This is a genomic window from Rhodococcus sp. WY5, assembly GCF_018588185.1.
Taxonomy (GTDB): domain Bacteria; phylum Actinomycetota; class Actinomycetes; order Mycobacteriales; family Mycobacteriaceae; genus Rhodococcus_F; species Rhodococcus_F qingshengii.
The window spans coordinates 6,032,363-6,053,569 of the sequence record NZ_JAAMPR010000001.1; the positions used below are offsets into that span (position 1 = coordinate 6,032,363).

21 protein-coding genes are annotated in these 21,207 nt (G+C 59.8%); 4 read left to right on the forward strand and 17 right to left on the reverse strand.

The features are described 5' to 3' along the window. Window positions 1-2: 2 nt before the first annotated feature. Genes G4D79_RS27775 through G4D79_RS27800 form a run of 6 tightly spaced genes read right to left on the reverse strand, consistent with a single transcriptional unit; the run spans window position 3 to window position 6,425 of the window. On the reverse strand, window positions 3-746 hold the full coding sequence (locus G4D79_RS27775) for a polysaccharide pyruvyl transferase family protein (protein WP_214514611.1): 744 nt from the start codon (window positions 744-746) through the stop codon (window positions 3-5). 37 nt (window positions 747-783) lie between these two features. Further along, complete coding sequence (locus G4D79_RS27780; protein WP_214514612.1) at window positions 784-1,875, reverse strand: glycosyltransferase; 1,092 nt, start codon at window positions 1,873-1,875, stop codon at window positions 784-786. Next, entirely contained in the window at window positions 1,872-2,768 is an 897-nt protein-coding gene (locus G4D79_RS27785) for a glycosyltransferase family 2 protein (protein WP_214514613.1), read from the reverse strand. The genes G4D79_RS27780 and G4D79_RS27785 overlap by 4 nt, the downstream gene beginning before the upstream one ends. Continuing rightward, window positions 2,765-3,520 carry a WecB/TagA/CpsF family glycosyltransferase gene (locus tag G4D79_RS27790; RefSeq protein ID WP_214514614.1) on the reverse strand — a complete coding sequence of 252 codons (756 nt, stop codon included), beginning with the start codon at window positions 3,518-3,520 and terminating at the stop codon, window positions 2,765-2,767. Before G4D79_RS27790 ends, G4D79_RS27785 begins: the two co-directional genes overlap by 4 nt. After that, a complete protein-coding gene (locus tag G4D79_RS27795) occupies window positions 3,521-4,921 on the reverse strand; it encodes an O-antigen ligase (protein ID WP_214514615.1) in 1,401 nt (466 codons plus the stop codon). Continuing rightward, entirely contained in the window at window positions 4,905-6,425 is a 1,521-nt protein-coding gene (locus G4D79_RS27800) for a sugar transferase (protein ID WP_007726602.1), read from the reverse strand. The genes G4D79_RS27795 and G4D79_RS27800 overlap by 17 nt, the downstream gene beginning before the upstream one ends. A gap of 873 nt (window positions 6,426-7,298) precedes the next feature. Between G4D79_RS27800 and G4D79_RS27805 the strand changes: the two genes are divergently transcribed. The 3 genes from G4D79_RS27805 to G4D79_RS27815 all read left to right on the forward strand — a co-directional run bounded on the left by G4D79_RS27805 (window position 7,299) and on the right by G4D79_RS27815 (window position 10,822). Next, window positions 7,299-8,768 (forward strand): hypothetical protein, encoded by a 1,470-nt coding sequence (locus tag G4D79_RS27805; protein ID WP_232330000.1) that lies wholly within the window; start codon window positions 7,299-7,301, stop codon window positions 8,766-8,768. After that, window positions 8,762-10,234: a glycosyltransferase gene (locus tag G4D79_RS27810; RefSeq protein WP_003943718.1), complete on the forward strand. Its 1,473-nt coding sequence runs from the start codon at window positions 8,762-8,764 to the stop codon at window positions 10,232-10,234. The genes G4D79_RS27805 and G4D79_RS27810 overlap by 7 nt, the downstream gene beginning before the upstream one ends. 261 nt (window positions 10,235-10,495) lie before the next feature. Beyond that, window positions 10,496-10,822 carry a helix-turn-helix transcriptional regulator gene (locus G4D79_RS27815; RefSeq protein WP_228232489.1) on the forward strand — a complete coding sequence of 109 codons (327 nt, stop codon included), beginning with the start codon at window positions 10,496-10,498 and terminating at the stop codon, window positions 10,820-10,822. Here G4D79_RS27815 and G4D79_RS27820 read toward each other — a convergent pair. The 4 genes from G4D79_RS27820 to G4D79_RS27835 form a co-directional block, all read right to left on the reverse strand. Continuing rightward, window positions 10,816-11,739 carry a UTP--glucose-1-phosphate uridylyltransferase gene (locus G4D79_RS27820; RefSeq protein WP_007726597.1) on the reverse strand — a complete coding sequence of 308 codons (924 nt, stop codon included), beginning with the start codon at window positions 11,737-11,739 and terminating at the stop codon, window positions 10,816-10,818. The two genes, G4D79_RS27815 and G4D79_RS27820, sit on opposite strands and share 7 nt — an antisense overlap. Before the next feature lie 572 nt (window positions 11,740-12,311). Then, the gene (locus G4D79_RS27825) at window positions 12,312-13,460 is read right to left on the reverse strand and encodes a cellulase family glycosylhydrolase (protein WP_054187559.1); all 1,149 of its coding nucleotides are present in this window, start codon (window positions 13,458-13,460) and stop codon (window positions 12,312-12,314) included. A 46-nt stretch (window positions 13,461-13,506) separates the two neighbouring features. Next, a complete protein-coding gene (locus G4D79_RS27830; RefSeq protein ID WP_214514616.1) occupies window positions 13,507-15,240 on the reverse strand; it encodes a glycosyltransferase family 39 protein in 1,734 nt (577 codons plus the stop codon). Then, window positions 15,237-17,198 carry a hypothetical protein gene (locus G4D79_RS27835; RefSeq protein ID WP_054187561.1) on the reverse strand — a complete coding sequence of 654 codons (1,962 nt, stop codon included), beginning with the start codon at window positions 17,196-17,198 and terminating at the stop codon, window positions 15,237-15,239. Before G4D79_RS27835 ends, G4D79_RS27830 begins: the two co-directional genes overlap by 4 nt. Before the next feature lie 306 nt (window positions 17,199-17,504). Here G4D79_RS27835 and G4D79_RS27840 point away from each other — a divergent pair, with 306 nt between their 5' ends. Continuing rightward, window positions 17,505-18,227: a hypothetical protein gene (locus G4D79_RS27840; RefSeq protein ID WP_214514617.1), complete on the forward strand. Its 723-nt coding sequence runs from the start codon at window positions 17,505-17,507 to the stop codon at window positions 18,225-18,227. Window positions 18,228-18,260: 33 nt separating this feature from the next. Here the strand turns inward: G4D79_RS27840 and G4D79_RS27845 are convergent, their stop codons facing one another. The 7 genes from G4D79_RS27845 to G4D79_RS27875 form a co-directional block, all read right to left on the reverse strand. Next, window positions 18,261-18,458 (reverse strand): CsbD family protein, encoded by a 198-nt coding sequence (locus tag G4D79_RS27845; protein ID WP_007726588.1) that lies wholly within the window; start codon window positions 18,456-18,458, stop codon window positions 18,261-18,263. A gap of 90 nt (window positions 18,459-18,548) precedes the next feature. Further along, a complete protein-coding gene (locus G4D79_RS27850; protein WP_003943661.1) occupies window positions 18,549-18,812 on the reverse strand; it encodes a GlsB/YeaQ/YmgE family stress response membrane protein in 264 nt (87 codons plus the stop codon). Between the two features lie 409 nt (window positions 18,813-19,221). After that, entirely contained in the window at window positions 19,222-19,806 is a 585-nt protein-coding gene (locus G4D79_RS27855) for a hypothetical protein (protein ID WP_064689399.1), read from the reverse strand. Continuing rightward, the gene (locus tag G4D79_RS27860; protein WP_064689400.1) at window positions 19,803-20,372 is read right to left on the reverse strand and encodes a DUF6286 domain-containing protein; all 570 of its coding nucleotides are present in this window, start codon (window positions 20,370-20,372) and stop codon (window positions 19,803-19,805) included. The genes G4D79_RS27855 and G4D79_RS27860 overlap by 4 nt, the downstream gene beginning before the upstream one ends. Then, window positions 20,369-20,761 (reverse strand): Asp23/Gls24 family envelope stress response protein, encoded by a 393-nt coding sequence (locus tag G4D79_RS27865; protein WP_099698600.1) that lies wholly within the window; start codon window positions 20,759-20,761, stop codon window positions 20,369-20,371. Before G4D79_RS27865 ends, G4D79_RS27860 begins: the two co-directional genes overlap by 4 nt. Beyond that, the gene (locus G4D79_RS27870) at window positions 20,754-20,933 is read right to left on the reverse strand and encodes a hypothetical protein (RefSeq protein ID WP_003943629.1); all 180 of its coding nucleotides are present in this window, start codon (window positions 20,931-20,933) and stop codon (window positions 20,754-20,756) included. The genes G4D79_RS27865 and G4D79_RS27870 overlap by 8 nt, the downstream gene beginning before the upstream one ends. 38 nt (window positions 20,934-20,971) lie before the next feature. After that, window positions 20,972-21,160 carry a hypothetical protein gene (locus G4D79_RS27875; RefSeq protein WP_007726577.1) on the reverse strand — a complete coding sequence of 63 codons (189 nt, stop codon included), beginning with the start codon at window positions 21,158-21,160 and terminating at the stop codon, window positions 20,972-20,974. Between the last annotated feature and the right edge of the window lie 47 nt (window positions 21,161-21,207).

Sequence of the window (21,207 nt, forward strand, 5' to 3'; positions counted from 1 at the left end):
GCCTACTTTCCGAAGAGATCGTGGGGAAACGCTTCGCGAAGCGGTCCGTCATTCCACCCCAGGCCAGGCGCGCCACCCATTGAAATAGCAGCCTTCACAGTTGGTGCGGTGGACAATTCGCGGCCGGTACCGAGGTAATAGTCCGCATACTTGAATTCCGCTTCCGAACCTGAGGGAATCAAACGCGCTGGAATGCCCAGCGCTTCGGCAACGATCACGGCATGAAGCGAACTGCCGACGACGAGTCGACTGCTCGCAATAGTTCGGAGGCAAGTCTGCAAATCCTCGGTTGGGTCGAGAACCGACGGCGTGTCGAACCACCGCGGCAGGTCGTTCAGATTCGGAACGACAACGACGTCGCGCGAAGGGTTCTTCGTGAGTTCGACAAGTTCAGGAAAGACGGAAGGAACGAGCAATCCCGGGTCGCCGTACGTGGGCGGAGTGTGAATTCCGCGTATTTCCAGGAACTCACGCGAAAGCGGTCCACGAACTGCCCGGACGTCGAGCGCATCGAAGCGATACTCGTCAGGAGTTATCTTGCCGTTGACCCCCGTTCCCCAGATGCAGTCTCCAGTTCTCGCCATGTGCATGATGGAACCGACCGCCAGCAGCCGCTGGTCGCGCTTGCTGCGCGCTCGTCTGGCACTCTGCTTCGACATCCATGCGACCACGACCGGACCCAGAAGGTCGCCGAAGTTGTTGATTCGTCTCCCGATCCGCAACTTTCGCGAAATACCTGGGATCACGACTTGGTTCCTGGGATTCCAGTTGACAACCTCGACATCAGACATTCGCGACCCTAGTCGAGGGAACATGAGGAATCGTCTCGTCGAGCACCGTGCGGACAGCAAGCGTCCACTCCCTCGTCGCGCGGATGTCATGATTGCGAGCGGTTTCTGCAACGACAGCGCGGTCCGCCTCGCTTGCGCGGACTGCACAATCAGCGAGCATCTTCGTGTCTCCGGTATCGGCGAGGCTGTCGGTGGAAAGCATTTCGAGGAGAACGTCCGATGTGAAGGCGGCCACGGGCAATCCCACTGTGAGTGCCATCAAGATGGTTCCGGATGCAGTGACATCCCGGTACGGCGCCACCAACACAGATGAGGACTCCATGTATCGGCGTACGTCCACATCCGACATATGTGTAGACGGTTCGGCCAGAATATCGATGTTCTCGGATCGACGGAGAAGGTCGTTCTCCCCAGATGTCAGCCTTCCGATTGCACACTGCAGCCTGATGTTCAGATGCGCCAGATCCTCCGCCAGCTTAGGCAACACGTCGAATCCCTTGTCTGCGCGAGCACTCCCGAGATAGAGGGCTGCCGACGAACTATCTCGAGGAAGGCGCATCGCTCCTTCCGTAGACTCCGACCACGCTAGGTAGGCGGGGTGCGCGGCGACCAGGACGTTCGGATACTCTCCGACTCCCGCAAGGAGCGAAGAGTCGTGAACCAACAAGCCGCTCGCGCCCGAACGAATGGAACGGATGATCGGGTGATCGTCCGCATCGTCCCGACTCTTAACGGGATTGTGCACAACTACGAGCGTCCGGCATCCCGAAAGCTGAAGTCCACGAATGATTCGTCGTTCCAATTCGGAATTCATCCAGCAGACCACGACGAGTGGCCGTCGAACGATTGTGTAGACGACAAATGTCGCAAGCCCCGCCAGGTACTGCACCAGCACCCAGATGTTGCGAGAGCCTGCTGCAGGCGGAGGGAGCAGACCGACGGATCTGACCCGATCGTGAGTGATCCCCTGACCGCGCCGGCCGAAGCGAAGCACCGACTCATGCGTATCCGCAATCACTCGGGCGACTTCCACCCCGTAGGGATTGAAGGGGTTGGGATCCCACACCACGATTTGCCTACTCACGACGCCACCCGCTGACGAAGTCGCTTCCCGAACTCGACCGCACCGTAGAGCGAGACGATCAGTGCCGCTGGATGAACACGGGCCTTCGAAAGCCCGGATGCTGCGTACACGATTCCCCGTCCGTCTCCGGCAGCCAGTGCAGATCTCAGTATTTGAGTGGCGATGAAGTCGCCCCTCGCCGTCTTCCCCAACGACGACGCGTGCTTGTCGTAGAACGGGACGCTTCGCCTCCAATTCCGCACAGTCGAAATTGAACTCTTGCTGGCCTGCTGGACGTGAACGAGAGGCTCGTCTACATACGACACCTTCTCGCCTACTTCTTCTTCGAGACGAACCACGAGGTCCCAATCCTGATGCTTGGAGAGTGATTCGTCCCAGGCGACGTGCTGGGCGAGTCGACGAGTCAGCATGATCGAACTCGACTGCACGTATCCGTGCCCGTGCCGCAACCCAGGCCGCAAGACTAGGTAGTCGCCCATCGACGAGCCCTCACCGTACCGAGTGATCGGAAGAGTACGCACTGTGTTTCCTGAGTGGAAGTAGGTTGCGGTGTAGGAGAACTCGGTTGATTGTCGAGTCATACTGGCGAGCTGCTGCTCGATCTTGGTTGCTTCCCACCAGTCGTCGTCGTCGAGAAACGCGACGAAGCGTCCGGACGCCGCTGCGACTCCCATGTTTCTTCCCACTGCTGCACCGCGACCGCCCCCTGTGGTCAGCACGATGTCCGCTCCGGTTGCAGTGCCACCCTCGTCCATGGCGGTATCCAGCACGACGATGATTTCGATATCGCGGTGCGTCTGGTGCCGAACACTCTCGATCGTGCGAACCAGTTCACTCCGCCCCAGCGACGGAATTACGACGGTGACCAGTTGATCGTTTACTCCATCGGTCACAGAATTCCTCGTCTCTCGAACTGAAACTCGACAGTCACACGCATCAGCTTGAAAGGCTCCACCAGATACCTCGACGCAAGCCTCTTCGGGTCCGAAGCCAGCCTCCACAGCCATTCGATACCCAACTTGCCTGTCCACCGAGGAGCCAGGCGCTGCTGTCCGGACAGTTGATCTATGGCCCCGCCTACAGTTGCAAAAACCGCGGCGGGCAATGCATCCCAGTGATCGAGCAAGAACTCTTCTTGGATCGGCATACCCAATCCGATCAATACGAGATCTGGTCGAAATGTGCGCAGGGACTCGAAGCCTTCGGAAATCAGCGCTTCCTTGCCCGCGTATCCGCTCCACCCTCGAACTTCGCCATGCTCGGCCATTCTTGAAATCGCATCCACAGCAGATGAATTGGAACTCGGGCTGGCACCGATAACCGCGATACGAATCCCATCGTCGATGTCACCGACCAGCGGAATCCAGTCCGTCGAACCACAGCGTTGCGACACGCTTAGCGACGGTTGTTGTCTCCGAAATCTGCGAATTGCCAAAGCCACCAGTATCGGCATTCCGTCGATCAGAGTCAGATCCGAACTGGAATAGAGACTGCGAAACTTTTCATTCGTGAGGTGGAGGTACGTGCTGTGCAGATTATGGTTCAGCAAGACCTTCTTTTCACCCTGATTGTTCCTGATCCATTCGATGACATCATCGGGCGCACAGGGTTTCACGCGTATTCCCCACAGATCGATGGTATCCATTCAACTAACCCGCCCATAGTTATTCTTGCCCGACATAGTCAAAGAATCCTGCGTACTCAGAACAACGGCGACGACCATCCAGAACATCATCGCCACCGACCCGCTACTGAAATGCGAATGAAAGGAAGAAATGACGAGAATCCCGACGAGGGCGATCCCGATTGTGCGAAAACTGGTGACGCCCGGTAGGTCCGAGGTCGTCCATACCTTGCTGACGGCGTAGACGAGAAGTGCCACCTCCAGCACGGCCAACACGACACCACTGGCAACAGCCGTTCTCATCCACTCGGATTCAGGAGACGGCCATCGCAACGTCGAAGGTGCCGTCCCTGCGGAAATGCGGTTGTAGACATTCGCCCCGTGCCCGAACAGCGGACTGTCCAGGACGGCCGGGACAGTCTCGTTGTTCCATATCCCGACGCGGTATCTGATGGTCTCTGGAATCCAGCGAGGGAGACCATCTTTGGACGGGCTGCTCAGTTGCGAGGTCAGTCGATCGCCAACTTGCTCGTCGAACAGCAAGAATGCCGCGCCCCCGATACTGACCAGAGAGAGAAGGCCGATGAAACGAATCTTGACCTGCACTGCCGTGTAGAGCATCGTCACGATCGCGACCAAGATCGGCGCAAACGTGAATGTCGACACTTGAGCGACGAAGAGGATGCCAATGCCGAGAACCAAAGGCTTGGGGATCAGCTGCGAACCCGATTTCTCTACAATCAGATAACAGCCGATGGCGATCGCGATGGCTAGGTATCCACCCAGTGCCGTCCAGTGGCCAAGGGTGCTCGTGGCGCGCAATGGCCATCCGAGATCAAGCCTGCCCTGCAATCCTGGTGCAATGGTGAATCTCACCAGAAGTTCGCTGACCTGACGGCCGCCAAGCATCTGGGCGATTCCCAGCACTGCAACCGGAATCGCTGCAATGAACACGCCCTGGAGCACACGGAGACCGTCATTTGCGCTCGTCACGACCAGTCGGCACGCGAAGTACACAGCAAGCACACCGACCAGGTTCAGAATCGTCGACAGCGAAAAGGCGGCGTCCGAATAGGTTACGTCGAAATACTCGACCAACGCGATGGCCGTCACGTACAGCAGGAGGAATGCATCCAACGCCCGCAAGCGAAACCGAACCATGCTTCCCCGCGGCGATGCCAGGCATGCAATGACCAGAGCCAGTGCTGCGACTGGCAGTGATGCATTAACCGTCGAGGGCAGGCCAGGCAGAGAAACTCCGGTAAGAGCCGCGGCAGCACCGGCAACGATGCCTACCCAGGAGGCGCTCGACATCTTCCGGCTGTGATCATTCGTCGATTCGCTCGGAGCGCGAAGCGCCGACGCGCCAGTCATTTCGTCGTTGCGGGCATCGGTAAGCGGGAAACTAGTAGGCGCCGTCACTGGCCAACACCGCTTTCAACGTTTTGCCGACGATCAATACATCACCCATCAGCGACCAGTTGTCGACGTACGAAAGGTCCAGTCGTACAGTCTCTTCCCAAGAAAGGTCCGATCGTCCACTGACCTGCCACAATCCTGTAATCCCCGGCTTGACAAGAAGTCGGCGACTGACAGTTCCGTCGTAGGCCTCGACCTCGCGGCGAAGCGGAGGCCTGGGGCCGACCACGCTCATCTCGCGCCGAAGAACATTGACGAACTGGGGCAGCTCGTCAATCGAGTAACGGCGCAAGAAGCGCCCGACCGGTGTAACGCGAGGGTCGTCGCGCATCTTGAAGAGCACACCGGCGCCGTCGTTCTGGGCCATCAACGACTCCACCTGTGAGTCTGCGTTCTGGACCATCGAACGGAACTTGAGCATCGGGAATGGTTTGCCGTCCAGTCCCATTCGCTCCGCTCGATACAACACCGGGCCCGGGCTCGAGAGCTTGACCGCCAGAGCCGCGGCCAGGAGAACAGGTGCAATTGCTGCCAGTAACAATGACGCGAAAATTACGTCGAACGAAGATTTCGCAAAGCGTTGCGCACCATGATATTTCGGGCGCTCGACGCGTATCAAAGGCTGACCGGCCACCGGCCGCATCGACAGGCGCGGCCCCGACACGTCGACGATACTTGGCGCAACGACCAGATCTACGTCCCGCGATTCCAGATCCCAGGCAAGCGCACGGATTCCATCCGAGCCGAGATGTTCGGTTGCCGTCACGGCAACGGTGTCTGCGCCGACCAGTTCCAGCGCTTCGACCACCGATGTCTCACCACCGAGGAGCGGTATGTCACGCCCGTCGACTGCGATGGACTCGTCCGCGCGCCGAAGGAACCCCGGCACACACACTCCGACCACGCGGAAACCGTCTGCGCTACCCCGCTCGAAGTTTCGTGCAAGTTCAGCGCCGGCATCCTTGCTGCCCACCACCAGTACCGATGTGAGGCACTCCCCGCGAGTACGCCTTCGCACGATCACCCCACGCCAGAGCCAACGGCTCACCAGTAGCGCGAGAAGGCCGACAGGGAACGCGAATGCGAGGTAGAGCCGGGCGATATCGAGACGAAGCAGAAGGCTTACTATCGCAATGACGCCGAACAATCTCATCGCGGACACCAGGATTCGCCGATACTCCTCAGGACCGCTTCCGATCACACTCGCAGATCTGGTCCTGAATATCTGCAACGTCGCCAGCCACGCGATCACCACGCCGATCGACAAACCGGTGTAGCTGAACTGCCCGAGCTCACGAGCGTCGACGGCGGTCGGCGCGGCGCCGAATCGAAGCCACTGCGCAGCCGAAACCGCCGCTACGACAATCAGCGAATCCGTCACTGCCAGAGCACGTATGTATCGATGCTGCCACGCAGCACGCGAGGAAAACTCCGCACGGGAGTCCGGCACGATGCGCGGACGCCGATACCCGAGCGACGGCGCCATGGACATGTCCAATGCCGACATCTGACCAACCTTCCCGTTTGCGAGCCGCCAGGCCCCGACCGTTCTTCGGAATTTCCCGTTTGCACCCGAACGCTTCAGGCACAGCTAAAGATGGAGAAGAGCAAATGTTCCGCTTAGGTATCGGCAACATTGCAACTCGATAATCCGGAGGCATTGCACGTGCCGCGTGAGTACTATGAGAACATCTCCAAGGCCGGAGTTCAATTCGAATAATATTGCAGGTCAAGACTCTAACCGGCAATTTTTCTTCCCAGCACACACCCAAAGAATGTTGGACGATCGTTCACGTTCAATCGCCGCAATGTCACGGTGCCATTTACGCTGTAGTTACCATTTAGTAGCTATAGTTCAGCTATTGAGTAAATCCGCGGAAACGTCGAGGGCTTAGGTCCCGACGACTGCAATAGCTCACAAAGCGGACATTGCCTCTCACTGCTGACCACAGTTCTTTCGCATGGGTAACTGGACCCGAATCCACGCAACCGAGAACCGTCCCTGCACGCCGGGGACCTATGTCCCCGTAGGTCGAATCCGCCGGACCTGATTGAACTTTCTGCAATTCGCAAGTGAATTGCCCTTCGATATGGAGTAATTCGGCAGACCCGAAATCCCGCCATGCCATCCGGCCAACCCAGACCCGCACTGGGTACCGAAAAAAAAGATTTCAAAATTCCCACTATGTGAGATGTGAGCATGTGAGACGTTCCGGCCGGACTGCTCGGGGACTGGCGCTTCGACGTGGCGAGGGCGATATGTCTCGATCAAGTAATGTCTGCATATGGCGCCGGACCGATGGCGATGGTCGGCAGTCCCCAGCGGTGCGCAGCCTCGAATCGCACGCAGATGTCGGGTAGTAAGCGAATGGAACTGGAAATGTTGAAGATTCGTGAGATCCGCTCCGAGTCCGGGATCATTCCTCGACTCGCAGTGCGGTGGTTGATGATCGCGCTCGCCACGATCTTTGCATTTTGGCCCACCTGGACCAAGCTTTGGCAGAGCACGGCCAGCGGAACTGCCATCGGCTACGTCTTCGCTCTACCGCTCTTGTGCCTGGTTGCAGCCGTCGGAACAGACTTGAGGCGCGGCCCGGAGCTTCCGATTCACGATCGTGAGACCGACAAGATAGTCGGCTGCATCGGTCTCTTCGTCGCGTTGGGACTTCAAGCGCTCCTGCTACCGCGTTTCGCCGAGACCTACGAACTGATGCATATCGACGTCATCGCAGCCTGGGTATTCGTCTGGAGCGCAGCGGTTCTGATGTTCGGCCTCCGTCCGGTCAATCGGTACTGGGCAATCTGGGTGGTCCCGATCATCTTGGCGCCGCTGCATTACCGCGCCATCGCGACCGAAATGGGCGGGACTCGTTTCGACTACAGCGTCCTCATGGTGCTTGTCGCGTCTGCCGCGACCACGATCGCCGTCAGTAGAACGTGGAGGCGAGGGGCGATCGCCTTCGTCGCCGCAACGGTGCTCGGTGTGGTGATTCTCTACTTCACGATTCAGAAGTATCCCACTGCTCCGCTTTTCGCCGTGCAGTTGTTTCCGGCACTCGGAACCGCAATCGTCGTCGGCGGCGCCTTCTATCTGTACGAACGCCGGGGTAAGTCGCTCAAACCGTTCGACCGACCACTCCGAAAGCCTTCGACAGCCACAAGCAACTGGACCATCCTCGCGGTGTTTGCCGCCGCAGTGCTGATGTTCTTCACGCCGCTGCCATCGACAAGTTTGACCGTCAACGTCGGTCCGCCCCCGGCTACTGCGGATCCTCGACTTGTCGTTCCGCTGGGCTGGCATCAGATTGGAGCATCCGAATACGACTGGCCCCGTCGCTACTTCGGCAGCACCGCCGAACTGAGTCGTCAGACCATTCGGGCCGACACTCCGAATCCCGCTTGGGACTCACAGATGCGGCCTCGCACGGTACAGATTGACGTCGTCCAGGTCCGTCGACCCTCCACGCTCGCCGTGTATCCCAGCAAGACCACCTACGACCTGGAGAACGCGAGAGTCAGCCCGACGGTCACGCTGGAGCTGCCGCACGGGATCGTCGCCGAGATGTACACGATCGTCGACGACGCTCTCCTTCTCACATGGAGCAATCTCAATTTCGTCTGGACGCGGGGCGACGGAGCCGCGCAACGAGTCAGCCTGATCAGCGTCGACAATCACGAACCCGACGCCTACTTCCCCGAACCGAAGCCGTCGATGGCGTCCAACGGTAGCAATACCCTCGCCGTTCTACTGCGTGGTGAAACCTCGACCGAAGACACCGAATCCGAGTACAAGGACCTGGACATGCTCGAAGCACTCGCTCGACTACTCGTGGAGGCTCAGACGTGGTGAACGAAAACCGAAGCCAGTCCAACAGTGTCGTGGTCAGCGGTGACCCGGATACAGCGGAGTACCGCGAGGCCGCCCTGCACGATGCAGTGAACGGTCTACGCGAGCGCCATCCGATCTCATCCGCCTCCGTGGCCTTCTATCCGTGGCAGCGAAATACGTTGTTGGCAGGCTTTGCGCTGGTCGTCGTCAGCCTCGTGTTCTTCCTCGTCCCGACTCTCATCGCGCTGACATTGATCTGCACCATTGGATACATCTGGGCGATGGTCGACCGTCTGATCTTGTTCACGAGGGGTCTCGATGCGTCCTCGATCATGACGATCAGTGACGAAGAGGCACTTGCTCTTTCATACGACGACCTTCCCACCTATACCATTCTGGTCCCCGCATACAACGAGCCTGAAGTCGTCGGCGACCTCATCGCAGCCATGCGAGCGATCGAGTATCCGGCAGACAAGATGCAAGTCCTTCTCCTACTGGAGGAAGACGACGCCGTCACTATCGAAGCTGCACTTGCCGCCGGTGTGGACGAGGTCGTCAGCATTCTGAAGGTGCCCGCGGCCGATCCACGAACCAAACCGAAAGCATGCAACTACGGTCTGCATTTCTCGACGGGCGAGATCGTGACGATCTACGACGCCGAGGATTCCCCCGACCCACTCCAATTACGTCGAGTAGTCGCAACTTTCGCGAAACTTCCCGAGAACACTGCTTGTGTTCAGGCCAAACTTGCATTCCACAACGGAACTCAGAACCTGTTGACCGCGTGGTTCACCGCCGATTACGCGCTGTGGTTCAGCTTCATCCTTCCTGGATTGATGCGGAGCAATTCACCGATTCCTCTCGGCGGCACTTCGAATCACCTACGCCGTAGCGTCCTCGACGAGATCGGGGCGTGGGATCCTTTCAATGTCACGGAGGATGCGGACCTCGGCGTGCGGATTGCAGAGAGCGGATATCGCACCGCGGTCTTGAATTCCACCACGCTCGAAGAAGCCAACAGTGACACGATCAACTGGATCAGACAGCGCTCGCGTTGGTACAAGGGCTATTTGCAGACGTGGCTCGTCCACATGCGCCAACCCGTCAAATTATGGCGAGGATTGGGTCCGATCGGCTTTCTCCGATTCACGATTCTCATGGCCGGCACACCTTTGGTCGCCACTTTGAACATGGTGTTCTGGCTCATCAGTCTGGACTGGATTCTCGGACAACCTGAAGTGATCCACCAGGTCTTCCCCAACTATGTCTATTTCCCCGCGTTGATCTCTCTGGCATTCGGTAATGCCGCTGTTCTCTACATGAACCTCGTGGCGTGCCGAGAAACGCGAAACGCGATGCTCCTCCTCGCCTGTCTGACTGCTCCGTTGTATTGGGTGCTGATGAGCATCGCGGCGATCAAGGGGACCTACCAATTGATTCGCAACCCGTCCTACTGGGAAAAAACCTTCCACGGTCTGAACACGTGACAACGCAACCCTCACGTTCTACACAGGTGTGAGTTATGTCTACTGATCCGCCTCACCCACAATTTCACCCGATTTCGGGTTTCACCGGAAAACGCACAGCTAGATGGTTGCAGTAAACACACAATCCAGTCACAAAACTTAACTACCGGTACGCGAGAACTGCGGTGATTGGTTGCCGAATGATCACAGATCAGCCGTCGAGCGCCTTACGTGTCGAGACGGCGCTGGCTTACCGCGCAGCACTCAGGCACTATGACCGGTATGAGCGGTTTTTCGGAATGGGTGAAGCATCAACTGGAACTTCGCCAAGAAACTGACGTAGCCGATGCTGCGCGTGCGCTGGGAATACGCCCCTCCGAGCTCGGTCGGTGGCTGTCCGCGAAACGCCCTCCCACGCAGGACACGATCAGAACTGCTTGCCGCGTCTTCGACGTCCACGTCCAGGAAATTCTTGTCGCGGCGGGCTACATGACACCTGACGAGTCGGGTCTGGACGACAAGCCGATTTCGCTGTCGTCGCTCAGCACGCAAGATCTCCTCGATGAGCTGGCGAGACGCTCCGCGTCGCATAGCCTTGCAAGTCAGTAGGTCAGCTGCGGATCCGGCTGATCCAATCGTTCCTTGAGCCAGACTCGCAACTCCGGTCCGTACTCGGTGCGACTGAGCGCATGGTCGAGAGATGCTCGCAGAAAGCCTCCCGGGTTACCAAGATCGTGGCGGGTTCCGTGATGGACGACGACGTGAACCGGATGCCCCTCCGCGATCAACAGCGCTATCGCATCCGTCAGTTGTAGTTCGCCACCCTGCCCGGGTGAGATTCGTCTGAGCGCGTCGAACACGGCGCGATCGAGAAGGTATCGTCCGGCCGCGGCGAGAGTGGACGGAGCATCCTCAGGAGCCGGCTTCTCAACCATGCCGATGACGGCAAGCACATCGGGATCGCTGCCCTCCACAGGTGTTTGGACGTCGAATACTCCGTAGGCCCCAACACGATCGGGCGCGACGTCGAACGCGCACAGCACAGAACCACCACGCTCGGCACGTACCTTCGCCATCGCGTCGAGAATGCCGCAGGGGTGGACCAGATCGTCGGGAAGCAGCACCGCGAACGAGTCCTCGTCCGCATCCAGCACCGATTCGACCAGACCGACAGCGTGTCCCAATCCCAGCGGAGACTCTTGCACAACCGGCTCCACCGAGATCAGGCCCGGAGCCCGACGCACACGTTCGAGTAGATGGTGCTTCCCGCTGGCGGCGAGCTTGCCCTCGAGCACCAGGTCCTCGACGAAATGCCCGACGACCGATGCCTTGCCCGGCGCAGTGACAATTACCAGACGTTCCGCGCCTGCTTGCGCCGCTTCGCTTGCGACCAGCTCGATCCCGGGTGTATCGACCACGGGGAGCAACTCTTTCGGAACCGTCTTGGTGGCCGGGAGGAAACGAGTCCCCATCCCGGCAGCCGGCACCACAGCAGTCTTGAAAGGCCGTTCAGCGCACCCAGTCATCGTTCACCTCTCCGCTCACACGATGCTCCACACACTTACCGTTACGCGCATGCAGCGGTCGTCCCCTCATTTCGACGACCGAAAGCTCACATCGCATGTACAGCCTGCGCACAAGGTCTACCGGGCGGCCGATGCCGCCGCAAGTTGACTCGAACTCGGAATTCGTTGCGCGCGAGAGCTACACACCACCCCTCGATGTCACTTCCACGAGGGGCACGCCGCACTCCGCGCACTACCCGTTACCGCGGCGAACGGTTGTGATCGTATTTCGACGTTGACCACGGCGGGACGTAGCAACTGGCCAAAGAGACAGGTACGACACAACTTCCGAACTCAGCACCTCAACCGGACCGTCCCCAGCCGACCCGGACGAAGGTCCTGGAAGCGTCGCATCGATGGTCCCGTGCGACTTCACCCGTCTTCAAGTTCGGTTATCCACAGGTGAATGCCACTGAATACCATTGAATACGAACGAAATACGGTCATCACGCCACAACACCAGATTCAGGTTGTTATCAAATCGTGACCATACTCCCACTGGATGGAACTCCCAGTGGACTACTAGCAGTGTCCTAACTTGCCAGTGAAGCAATCACGTCGAAGAGTGGATCGTCAGGCCCGATATCCATTGTGCATTCGTTCGGCCGTGGATCCGGCACGAATGCCCACAGGAGAGCTCCGGCCGTACCGGCCACCTTCTGCCCCGTCAGCTTCGTCTCGATATTCGTGGCTCTGGTCGCCAGTGATTCACAACTGCCTGCCAATTCGCCTGTCTCGGCGACCAACAACGGCTTACCGACGTTCGCGGCCTGTTCGATGCGACGCGCCAGTCCGTTCCACTGGTCGCCCGGAAGCGGAACCCCGTCTGCTCCGTAGTCGTGATACTGCAGAACGTCGACGAAGTCGGACTCGCTCACGTACTGGTAGTCGTCACCCGCAGTGCCGCACTGACCGCCCCCGACGTATCCGGCCGTGATCAGGGTGTTCGGATCGATCGCCCGAAGTTCGGCGCCTGCCGTGTCGAAGAACTCCCGCAACACCTGCGCGGAATCAGACGGGCACGTTCTTGTCCACCAATTGCAGGCGGCATCGGTACACAGGCTCGGTTCCGGCTCCCCCACCAATTCCCACGCCGCGACGGAAGGCTCGTTCTTCCAACGGTCGACGGCGGTGTGCATCCAGTCCTGGAAGCTCATGGTGGCTCGACCTGGGATCAGGTTCGCGACCTTCCACTCGTCGGTGTACCAGTCCCTGGATTTGAACAGCCCGTCATCACACCCGCTGTCCTGGGGTGAGAGCACCGGAATCGTGAACTGATTGTGTCGCGCCGCAGCGTCGAACACCGCGTCCATCGGGCCGAAATCCATCTCCCCGGACACCTTGTTCACCGCGAGCGCCTGGAACGCGTTGAAACGCGTGACGGAGTTCGGTGGCAGAGAACCGAAGTAGGCATCGAGATCGACCATGGCGCCACAGCCGAAGTTCACCGACCAATCAGTGGCCAGTTGATAAGCATTCAGCCCGGTAGGCCACCATGGCTGTCCGTCGAGCGTCAGTCCGCTCGACGACGCTCCCACCCGAACTGTCTTGGGCGAATCGGCAACCACCGGCGTCGTGAACATTCCTGTCACCACCGCGACGGTTGCAAAGCTGACTACAGCGGCAGCGATACGGCGACGCACTGTGCCAGGCACACGCGGACGCACTTCTTCAGAAGACATCTACAACCATCCACGTCATACGGACAATCCTCCCACACGAATTGCCTCATCGACCCGTTTGCCGTTCACCGGTGACGCGATACAAACGCCAGGCCGAAGGGTCCATGCCGCCGTCGTTGGGAACCTCGAGTACCAGCGCTCCCACACCGCCGGCCCCGGTGTCGTACATCGTCGGATAGCGCCGATTGACCGCGTCCGACACACCGCGACCGGTGTTCGGCACCGACAGGATGTATTCGACGTGATGTTCGGCGGGGTTGTTCAGTACGCGCACGAAGTCCGCATCGGAAGGCACGACGAATTGCCGAGGGTTGTTCGACGACGCCACGACGGCATAGCTCTGCACGGTGTCGAGCAGAACCGACCCCTCCGGCAGAGCCAAGTCGTCCAGGTACCTGGCGATGCGACGCTCGGCCGCAAACGTGCGCAGATTCGTCTGCTCCTCCAGGTTCTGCCGGCCCGGAATGATCGCACTGGCAATGGAATGCTCGAGCACTGCGATCCGCGCATTACCCATCGCGACAAACGTGACCAGCGTCGACCCGACCAGCAAGCACAGAGAGATCACAAGGGGCAGAGAGGGCCCCGACTGCTCGGGGTACGTCGATACCGAGCGTGACGCAGCAGCCCCCGGTCGACGCGTGACGACCGGCGCTCCGCGAGGTGCGATCAGGACGACCAACACGAAACACAGCGGAATGATCGAAATGTAGAAGCGCAGAAGGGGAAACGTCGATCCCATCACGTAGAGCAAGGTTTGGGCACCGAGGATGGCGCCGAACAACACAAGAGGCACGACCACTTCGGTGTCGCGCCGCCGAAGTGCGTAGATGATTGCAAGGACCGCGAGCACCGGGAGCGCCGGGCCGAGTACGGCCATTTCGGTAATCGAGAACGCGAGACGGGCGATCGGTGATTCGGTTCCGGCACCAGCCTGCTCCAGGATGGAACTGTTCCCGTAGACCGACGAGAACTGTTGGAACGCTTGACCTGTGATGAGCCAACTGGCAAACGACCACAAGGCGAAGGCAAGGAATCCCGGCATCAGCACTACGGCACCGTCGAGGGCTGCTGCCCAGAGCCGCAAGCCGGGCCCCGCGCCCTCGCCGCGCTCCTCCGCAGTCGGACGGAAACGAAGCCAACTCACCACGGTCACCAGCACCACCGCGACGAACAGCGGGGCCAATGCGTCGTATCTGGTGAGGTACGCCAGAGCGAAAGCGAGGCCGGCACCGATGAGGTCGTGTACGTCGTCGCTTCGCATCCACCGAATCAATCGACGTGTCGCCCACAGAACGAAGAAGAGGAACGGAGCTTCGCTCATTCCGCTCGCCGCGTACATGACGATCATCGGGTTGACAGCGAACAGCACGGTCAGGACGACGGTGACCCATCGCGCACACCCACGGTCGCGGCTGATCCCACGTACCTGAATCACAGCACCAGCCATGAAGGCCGCGGACATCACGACCGCAGTGATGTTCCACCGCAGCAGATCCGGCCACCAATGACCCATCAGGCCCATCGGAATCTGGACTGCCGCCGTCAACGGGGTGAACACGAACCCGATCGCCGCGAAGTGCGGATCACGGCTGAGCAGCATCGCCGACACCGCGGCGACGCGGCTGAGCGAATCGGTGAAGATGAACCCGATACCCGCGTTCATCCACACGCCCAACGCGGTGTAGATCGCGAAGAGCGCGACGAACATCCGCCATGGCTTGCGGCCCGGTAGATCGTGGACCGCGACGGACAGGGCCGGGCGATCGGTGACGGTCACTGTCCGCGACGCCGAGCCACGAGCACACCACCGACGGCAACAGCGATCAGAACCACGGTCCCGAATCCGATCCAGCCGATCGTGACCGCGCTCAGTCCGGTCTCCTCTTCGGCCGAGGTCGCGGTGCCCAACGGGGCGACGTTGACTCCGACATCGAAGGGCTCACTTCCCCGAGGCGCGACCAGGAGATCGCCGGTCAGTTCTGCGAACCGGTCCTTCCCACCTTCCAACCAGTTGAGCAGACCGTCGGCATCGGCCGCATCACCCTCAGAGGTCAGCGCCACCACTTCGTTGTGCGAACCCGAAACCACCTGCAAGGCACCGTATTGTCCACCGAATTCCAGACCCTGCAAGCGCAGGAGCCCTTGATCTGCTGTGTCCATGGGTAGAGCCACCGGAGTGGGAAGCTTCCCGTCCGCCGCAATCAACAACGCCGGCAGCGAACTGGTCGCCGCGTCGCCGAACGGGAGCACACGCGGTTGCAGCGGCAGATAGCTCAACCGCTGCATCGCGACAACGAGGCGCTGCGCGCGAACGAGATCTGCGAAATCACCGTGACTCAAACCGACATCGAGTGTGGGCAGCATCGACTGCGGTAATGCCTGGAATCCTCCAGGCGTCGGCGGGAATCCGGTAGTGGACGTGATGGTGCTTGCCGGATCGACAGTGAGCGAAGACGGGCTACTGGTGCCGCATTGGAAGTCGCCGGTCACATCCATCGAGACTTCGAAGGTCAGGTCGCGACGCAGGAGTTCGTTCGGAACATCGACGCCGATGTCGAAGCGCCCTGTCTCGTTCACCGTCTGCGAAGCAAGCCGTGAGTCCCCCAGCGAAATCGACAGTTCTCCGTTGCGTGAATTCGGCAGCGGTACATAGGAACCGATCATTCGGATCGACACGTCCTTCATCGGACGCCCCAGTTGCGACTGGCTGAACGGGACGTCGACCTCGATGTGATTGAGACCGGAAGCCGTCAACGTTCCGAGCTTCAGCTCACCGACGGTGATGGCGTCCTGGGAAATCTGGGCAACTGTGTTGTCCGGTGACGCGAGCGCCCTGCTCGCCGCCCAGTAGCCGTCGAAGTTCGCCGCCAACAGACTGACCTGAGGAACGAGGGTCTTGTCGTCCCCTGAAATTCGCAGCACTGGTGCACCATTCGGAGCAGCCGCGAGATCGATGCCGGCGTCCCCACTGTTGCCGAGTACTACAGCTCTCTCGAACAGTCCCGGCTCAGCGGACGGCAGACTCTGGCCGTTCGGCAGTTGTTCCACCACCACGGCGTCAGGCTGACTTCCGTACTTGTTGACAATCGCTGCACTCAGCTGCAGAGCCGCACTCTGCTGTGACCGTGACGAACCATCCGTGACGTAGATGGTTGCCTTCCTCAAAATCGGCGGAAAGAAGGTTGCAACAGTCGTGGGCTGCTGCTCGGCACCGTCGTAGGCGACAAAGGCATCCCGGAGCGCAAGGGGCTGGTATCTCGTTCGGTCGTAGCAGCGGTCGTCGACGGGAACGAGGTGAGCGATCATCGACACGGTCACGCTCCGGTCGACCACTTCGAGACCTTGCAACGGAACCGAAATCGGTAGGCCGGTTCCGGCCTGCCCGGCGTCGAAGTCGACGCGGCTCACCAATCTGCCGTCCGCAGTCACTTCGAGCCAACCCCTACTGAAGTCGGTCGGGGCGGTCAGGATTCCGGTCACGGCTGTTGCGGTGAGTCCGTCCGGCACCGGCACGGTCACCAAGACGGGTGCATCATCGGAGGAGAACACGATGTCTGTTCCTCGTCCGAGTTCGGTGAAGGAGATCGGAGTTGTGGCTGCGGCGGCCACCGAAGTATCTGCGTCGTCCTCGAAATCCTGGGCGGAGGCGACACTGCCGAGCGGAAGCAACAAAGTGACCGCGACAGCCACCGGCATTGCCAGCGCGCGCGTCAGCCAGGTTCGAGAGTGGCCCATCAGCGTGTCTCCTCGACATTTCTTGTTTCCGCGCAATCACCAAACACAAATCACGAGTAGCAATCTCGCCAGTTCGCGACGGTCGCAGGTCCGATCGCACCGTTACGGACGAACAAACCATAACGACCAATTTATGCGTTTGGCTAATTATCCCGGCGGGCGAGACTTTTGTTACGGCATGTCACATGATTAGCAATCACCACCACTGGGAAGTCGAAAGACGCCACTGAAAAGCCCGTCAATACGCCTGAACGTCCGTCCAGTCCGGGCGCTTCACGGGCGGAGAATTCTCAGATAAAGGAAGCTGTGACGATCAATTCGATCATCCCCGCCGGCAAGAGTGCGATCGGGAAGCTGGTCGGTGGGCCGTTCCACTTCGCATCATCGCTGCGCATGGCCAGGGTTTTTCACCCTCACGGGATCGAACTGAAGGGAACATTGAAGCCGGCCACCCCATGGTGGCCGGTATCGGAGTCGTCGACGATTACCGTCACCGCTCGAATGTCGAAAGCCCTCGGAACACCCGGAGACCTACCCGACGTACTCGGCCTGGCGCTTCGGTTGCACGATGTCGGCGCAGATGAAAACCCGTGGGACATTCTTCTCGCAACATCAGGACTTTCTACCTTCTCGAAAATGTTTCCAGCTCCGGCTTTCTCGTGGAACGGCGCGAGATACAGCACACTGGTTCCTTACTCACGCGCGGGCGGTGCCGCGGCGTGGCTGATCGTGACACCGCGCGGTGTCCATCCGGCCGGCACTTCTTTGTCTGCATTGAAAGCTGCGGTCGATCATTCCCCGCTGCACTTCTCCGTGTACCTCGCGAGGATTCAACTTCAGTTGATACCGATCGGACATCTCTGCCTCGACGAAGTCGAGGACCACCCGGATTGCCTCCAGCCGTCCTTCGATCCGATTCTGAACACACCGGCCCACATGCGCATGCTTCCGGAGTGGCTCGCAGAAACGCGCAAGTTCGCGTATCGCGGTAGCCGCAACGGCCGGGGAGGCACACAAAAGCGCGGTTGACCGGACGTGCCGATCAACCGCGCTGAAGCTCACTCAGCTTGTGAACTTGTCCTTGATATCCGAGACCTTGTCACTGACAGTGTCTCCGGCCTTCTTGACCTTCGCCTCGCCCTGATCGGCAACACCCTCGGCAGCCAGATCATCGTTGCCCGTGGCGTTTCCGAACTTTTCCTTCGCCTCGCCGATGAGATCCTCAGCGCGGTGCTTTGCCTTGTCGATGAAGTCAGACATGTATTTCTCCTTCTTGGATTCGGTCGTGCGTTCAGCCGTGGAATTCGGTCGTGGATTCAGTCGAACTGGAACTGCGTGGACAAATGCGTGTCAACGTTTTCCGGTGACTGCCTTGACCAGGAACAGCAAGATGACAGCGCCGAGGAGGCAAGTGAGGAAGCTGAAGATCCAGCCCGCGCCCTCGACATCGACCCCGAAGACTCGAAGCAGGAAACCACCGATCAGACCGCCGATCACACCGACAACGATGTTGAGGAAGATCCCCTGCTGCGCATCGGTTTTCATGATCTTACTGCCGATCCAACCCGCCAGTCCACCGATGATGATCCAGGCGATGATACCGAGAGGAAGCATTTGAACTCCTTAGAGTAAAGAGGGGCGGCGCAATGAGAGACTGCCGGTGAAGGGAGAGTTCCGAGCGATCGGCCCGCGCAACTAGACCGTGATCGCGGGTTGTGTTTGCACACAACCGGACTCTCCGCCGCACGACGCGGGGGATCGTGCACTCAGTAGCAGCCACATTGTCTGCTTACCTTTCTATCAGGTGTTCACGACAGAACCAAAATGACTGGCGATTCACCACATACGAGAAACGACACTCACCGACGCGCACATGATCAGCGTCACTACGATCGCGATCGCCATCGAGGTCACGGTCGCAAGGAGCAACGTGACACACAGTGCCACAGCAACATCCATGACTCTGTGCACGATCGGGAGGTCTACCAATACCCGGTCACCGGGAGGCTCAAACCTCGATTGATCAGAGAGTTCTCGGCTCATCGCGTTTCGCGCTTTCCACGGCGATGTGAGTTCTGGTCGCGACGGATGGATCACCGACCATCGACTCGACTTGATCCACCGTATCGGTGACGCGAGAAATCAACTCGGACAACGTTTCCGATCCGGATACGACGCTACGTCTCAATGTCACTCGCAAATCGATCGTGCGAACTCCACGATCGAGCAACGCTTTTCCTCGGACACGCGACACTTCGTCGAAGTCCTCCAGTGATGCGGTCGCTCCTTCCGCCACTGCACCCAGATCCGCGGTGATGGAATTGTGCGAGTTCGACCCAGGGACCGTGACCTCCTTCACCCGACGCAGCGGCACATGCGCGATCAACCACCGCAACGCGAGGAGGACTAGCAGTACTCCCCCAGCTCCGACAGCCCATGGCCACCACGAGTGATCGACAAGATCTTCAGCCCACGGGATCTCGATACGCGCCGGGAAATCCTTGATCACGTCGCGATTCCACAGGATCGCTGCAACTCCCAGCGCTATCGCAAGCATCCCTACGACGCATGTCGCCATACGATCCATCGCCGTCGCCGTCCGAGTCATGACAGCGATCCCGTCTGGATACGAACCTTGATTCGCGGCGATGGTGACAGCGACCCGGCCAAGTCCCCCAGCACCGCACGGATTTCCGATTCAGCGGTGGCGGCTCCATCGGGCGTGACCGAGGCCTTCACTTCCAGCTTGCGCCGGGTCGCGTGTGACGAAGCGGATCGAACCTGGGCCAGTGACTCGACGCGAACAGACGCTATCGCCGCTACATCGGCGGGATCGATCCACGTATTCGCGACTCCGACCAAGGCATTGGCAGTCTTTCGTCGCGGTTTGAGTCCGAGGATGACGAACCACAGGCCGAGAACGACGGCTGCGATCCCCGCCGGCAACATCCAACCCTGGTACGCGAGCCCGTCCACATATGCGGCAGCACTTGGTATCCACTGCGACCCGGTGATCACGCCGGTATCCACCAGCGCGTCGCGGACGCCGACCACGCCGAGCGCAAGTAGCGCCGCGGCGATGAGGAATCCCGTGACGGCCGATCCGGGCACCGCAAGGGGAACAGGAGCAGCAGCCCTCGAGGCAGTGGGTGGTGCGACCTTGTCGGCGGTCATCGCACTTTCCTTCCCGCGTCACGCTTGGTCGATGCCGGGAGAACGCTCACGATCGCCACGTCCACGCCGTCTACGTCCAGGCCCGATACAGACTGCAACTGGGTTGTCACGTTCTCTCGCACCGCGGTACCGATGACCGACAAGGATCCGGGCCACTCGATCGCGATGTCCACCTTGGCCCGTACCCGCTTGCCGGATACCAGCACTCGCGCCCTCGGCAATTCGCGCCCGGTCAGTTTGTCCATGCCGGCGGCGTGATGGCGCACCCCCGGGGTTCCGCGCGTCGCCTCGAGAACCAACTTCTGCGCGACTCTGTCTCGAATCGTCAGCGTTCCGCGATCGCCCGGCTCGGCAAGCACAGACGACTCCGGTCGAGCTGTCTCAGCCACGTCCGCGACCCTTCAGCATCACACCGAGATCGAACTCGCCGTCACGCTGACCACCGACGAGGTATCCGATCACACCGAGAACCAGAGCGATGAGGAATCCGGTGAAACCGCCTGCAGCAGCTGCGACTCCGAGAAGTAGTCCTGCCAGTAGGCCGACAGTCGAGGTGGTCATGTGAATCCTCCGTTGTGAATGATGTTCGTTGGTGCGAGTCAGATCTCGGTGTAGGTTTTGGCACCCGGAAACCGAGCGCGCAAACGCGTGTACTGGGTCCGAGCGGGTTTCGCTATCTGCCGCATCGTGCCGCGCAGTGTCCTGCGCACACCCACACCGATCGGGGACGCGAAGTCCCGGTCGACGCGTTCGAGTGCTCGATTGAGCGCGTCGGCAGATCCGCCCACGTCGGGGTGGTAGTTCCTGATCGCCTCTCGGCGTGCGGATCGTCGAT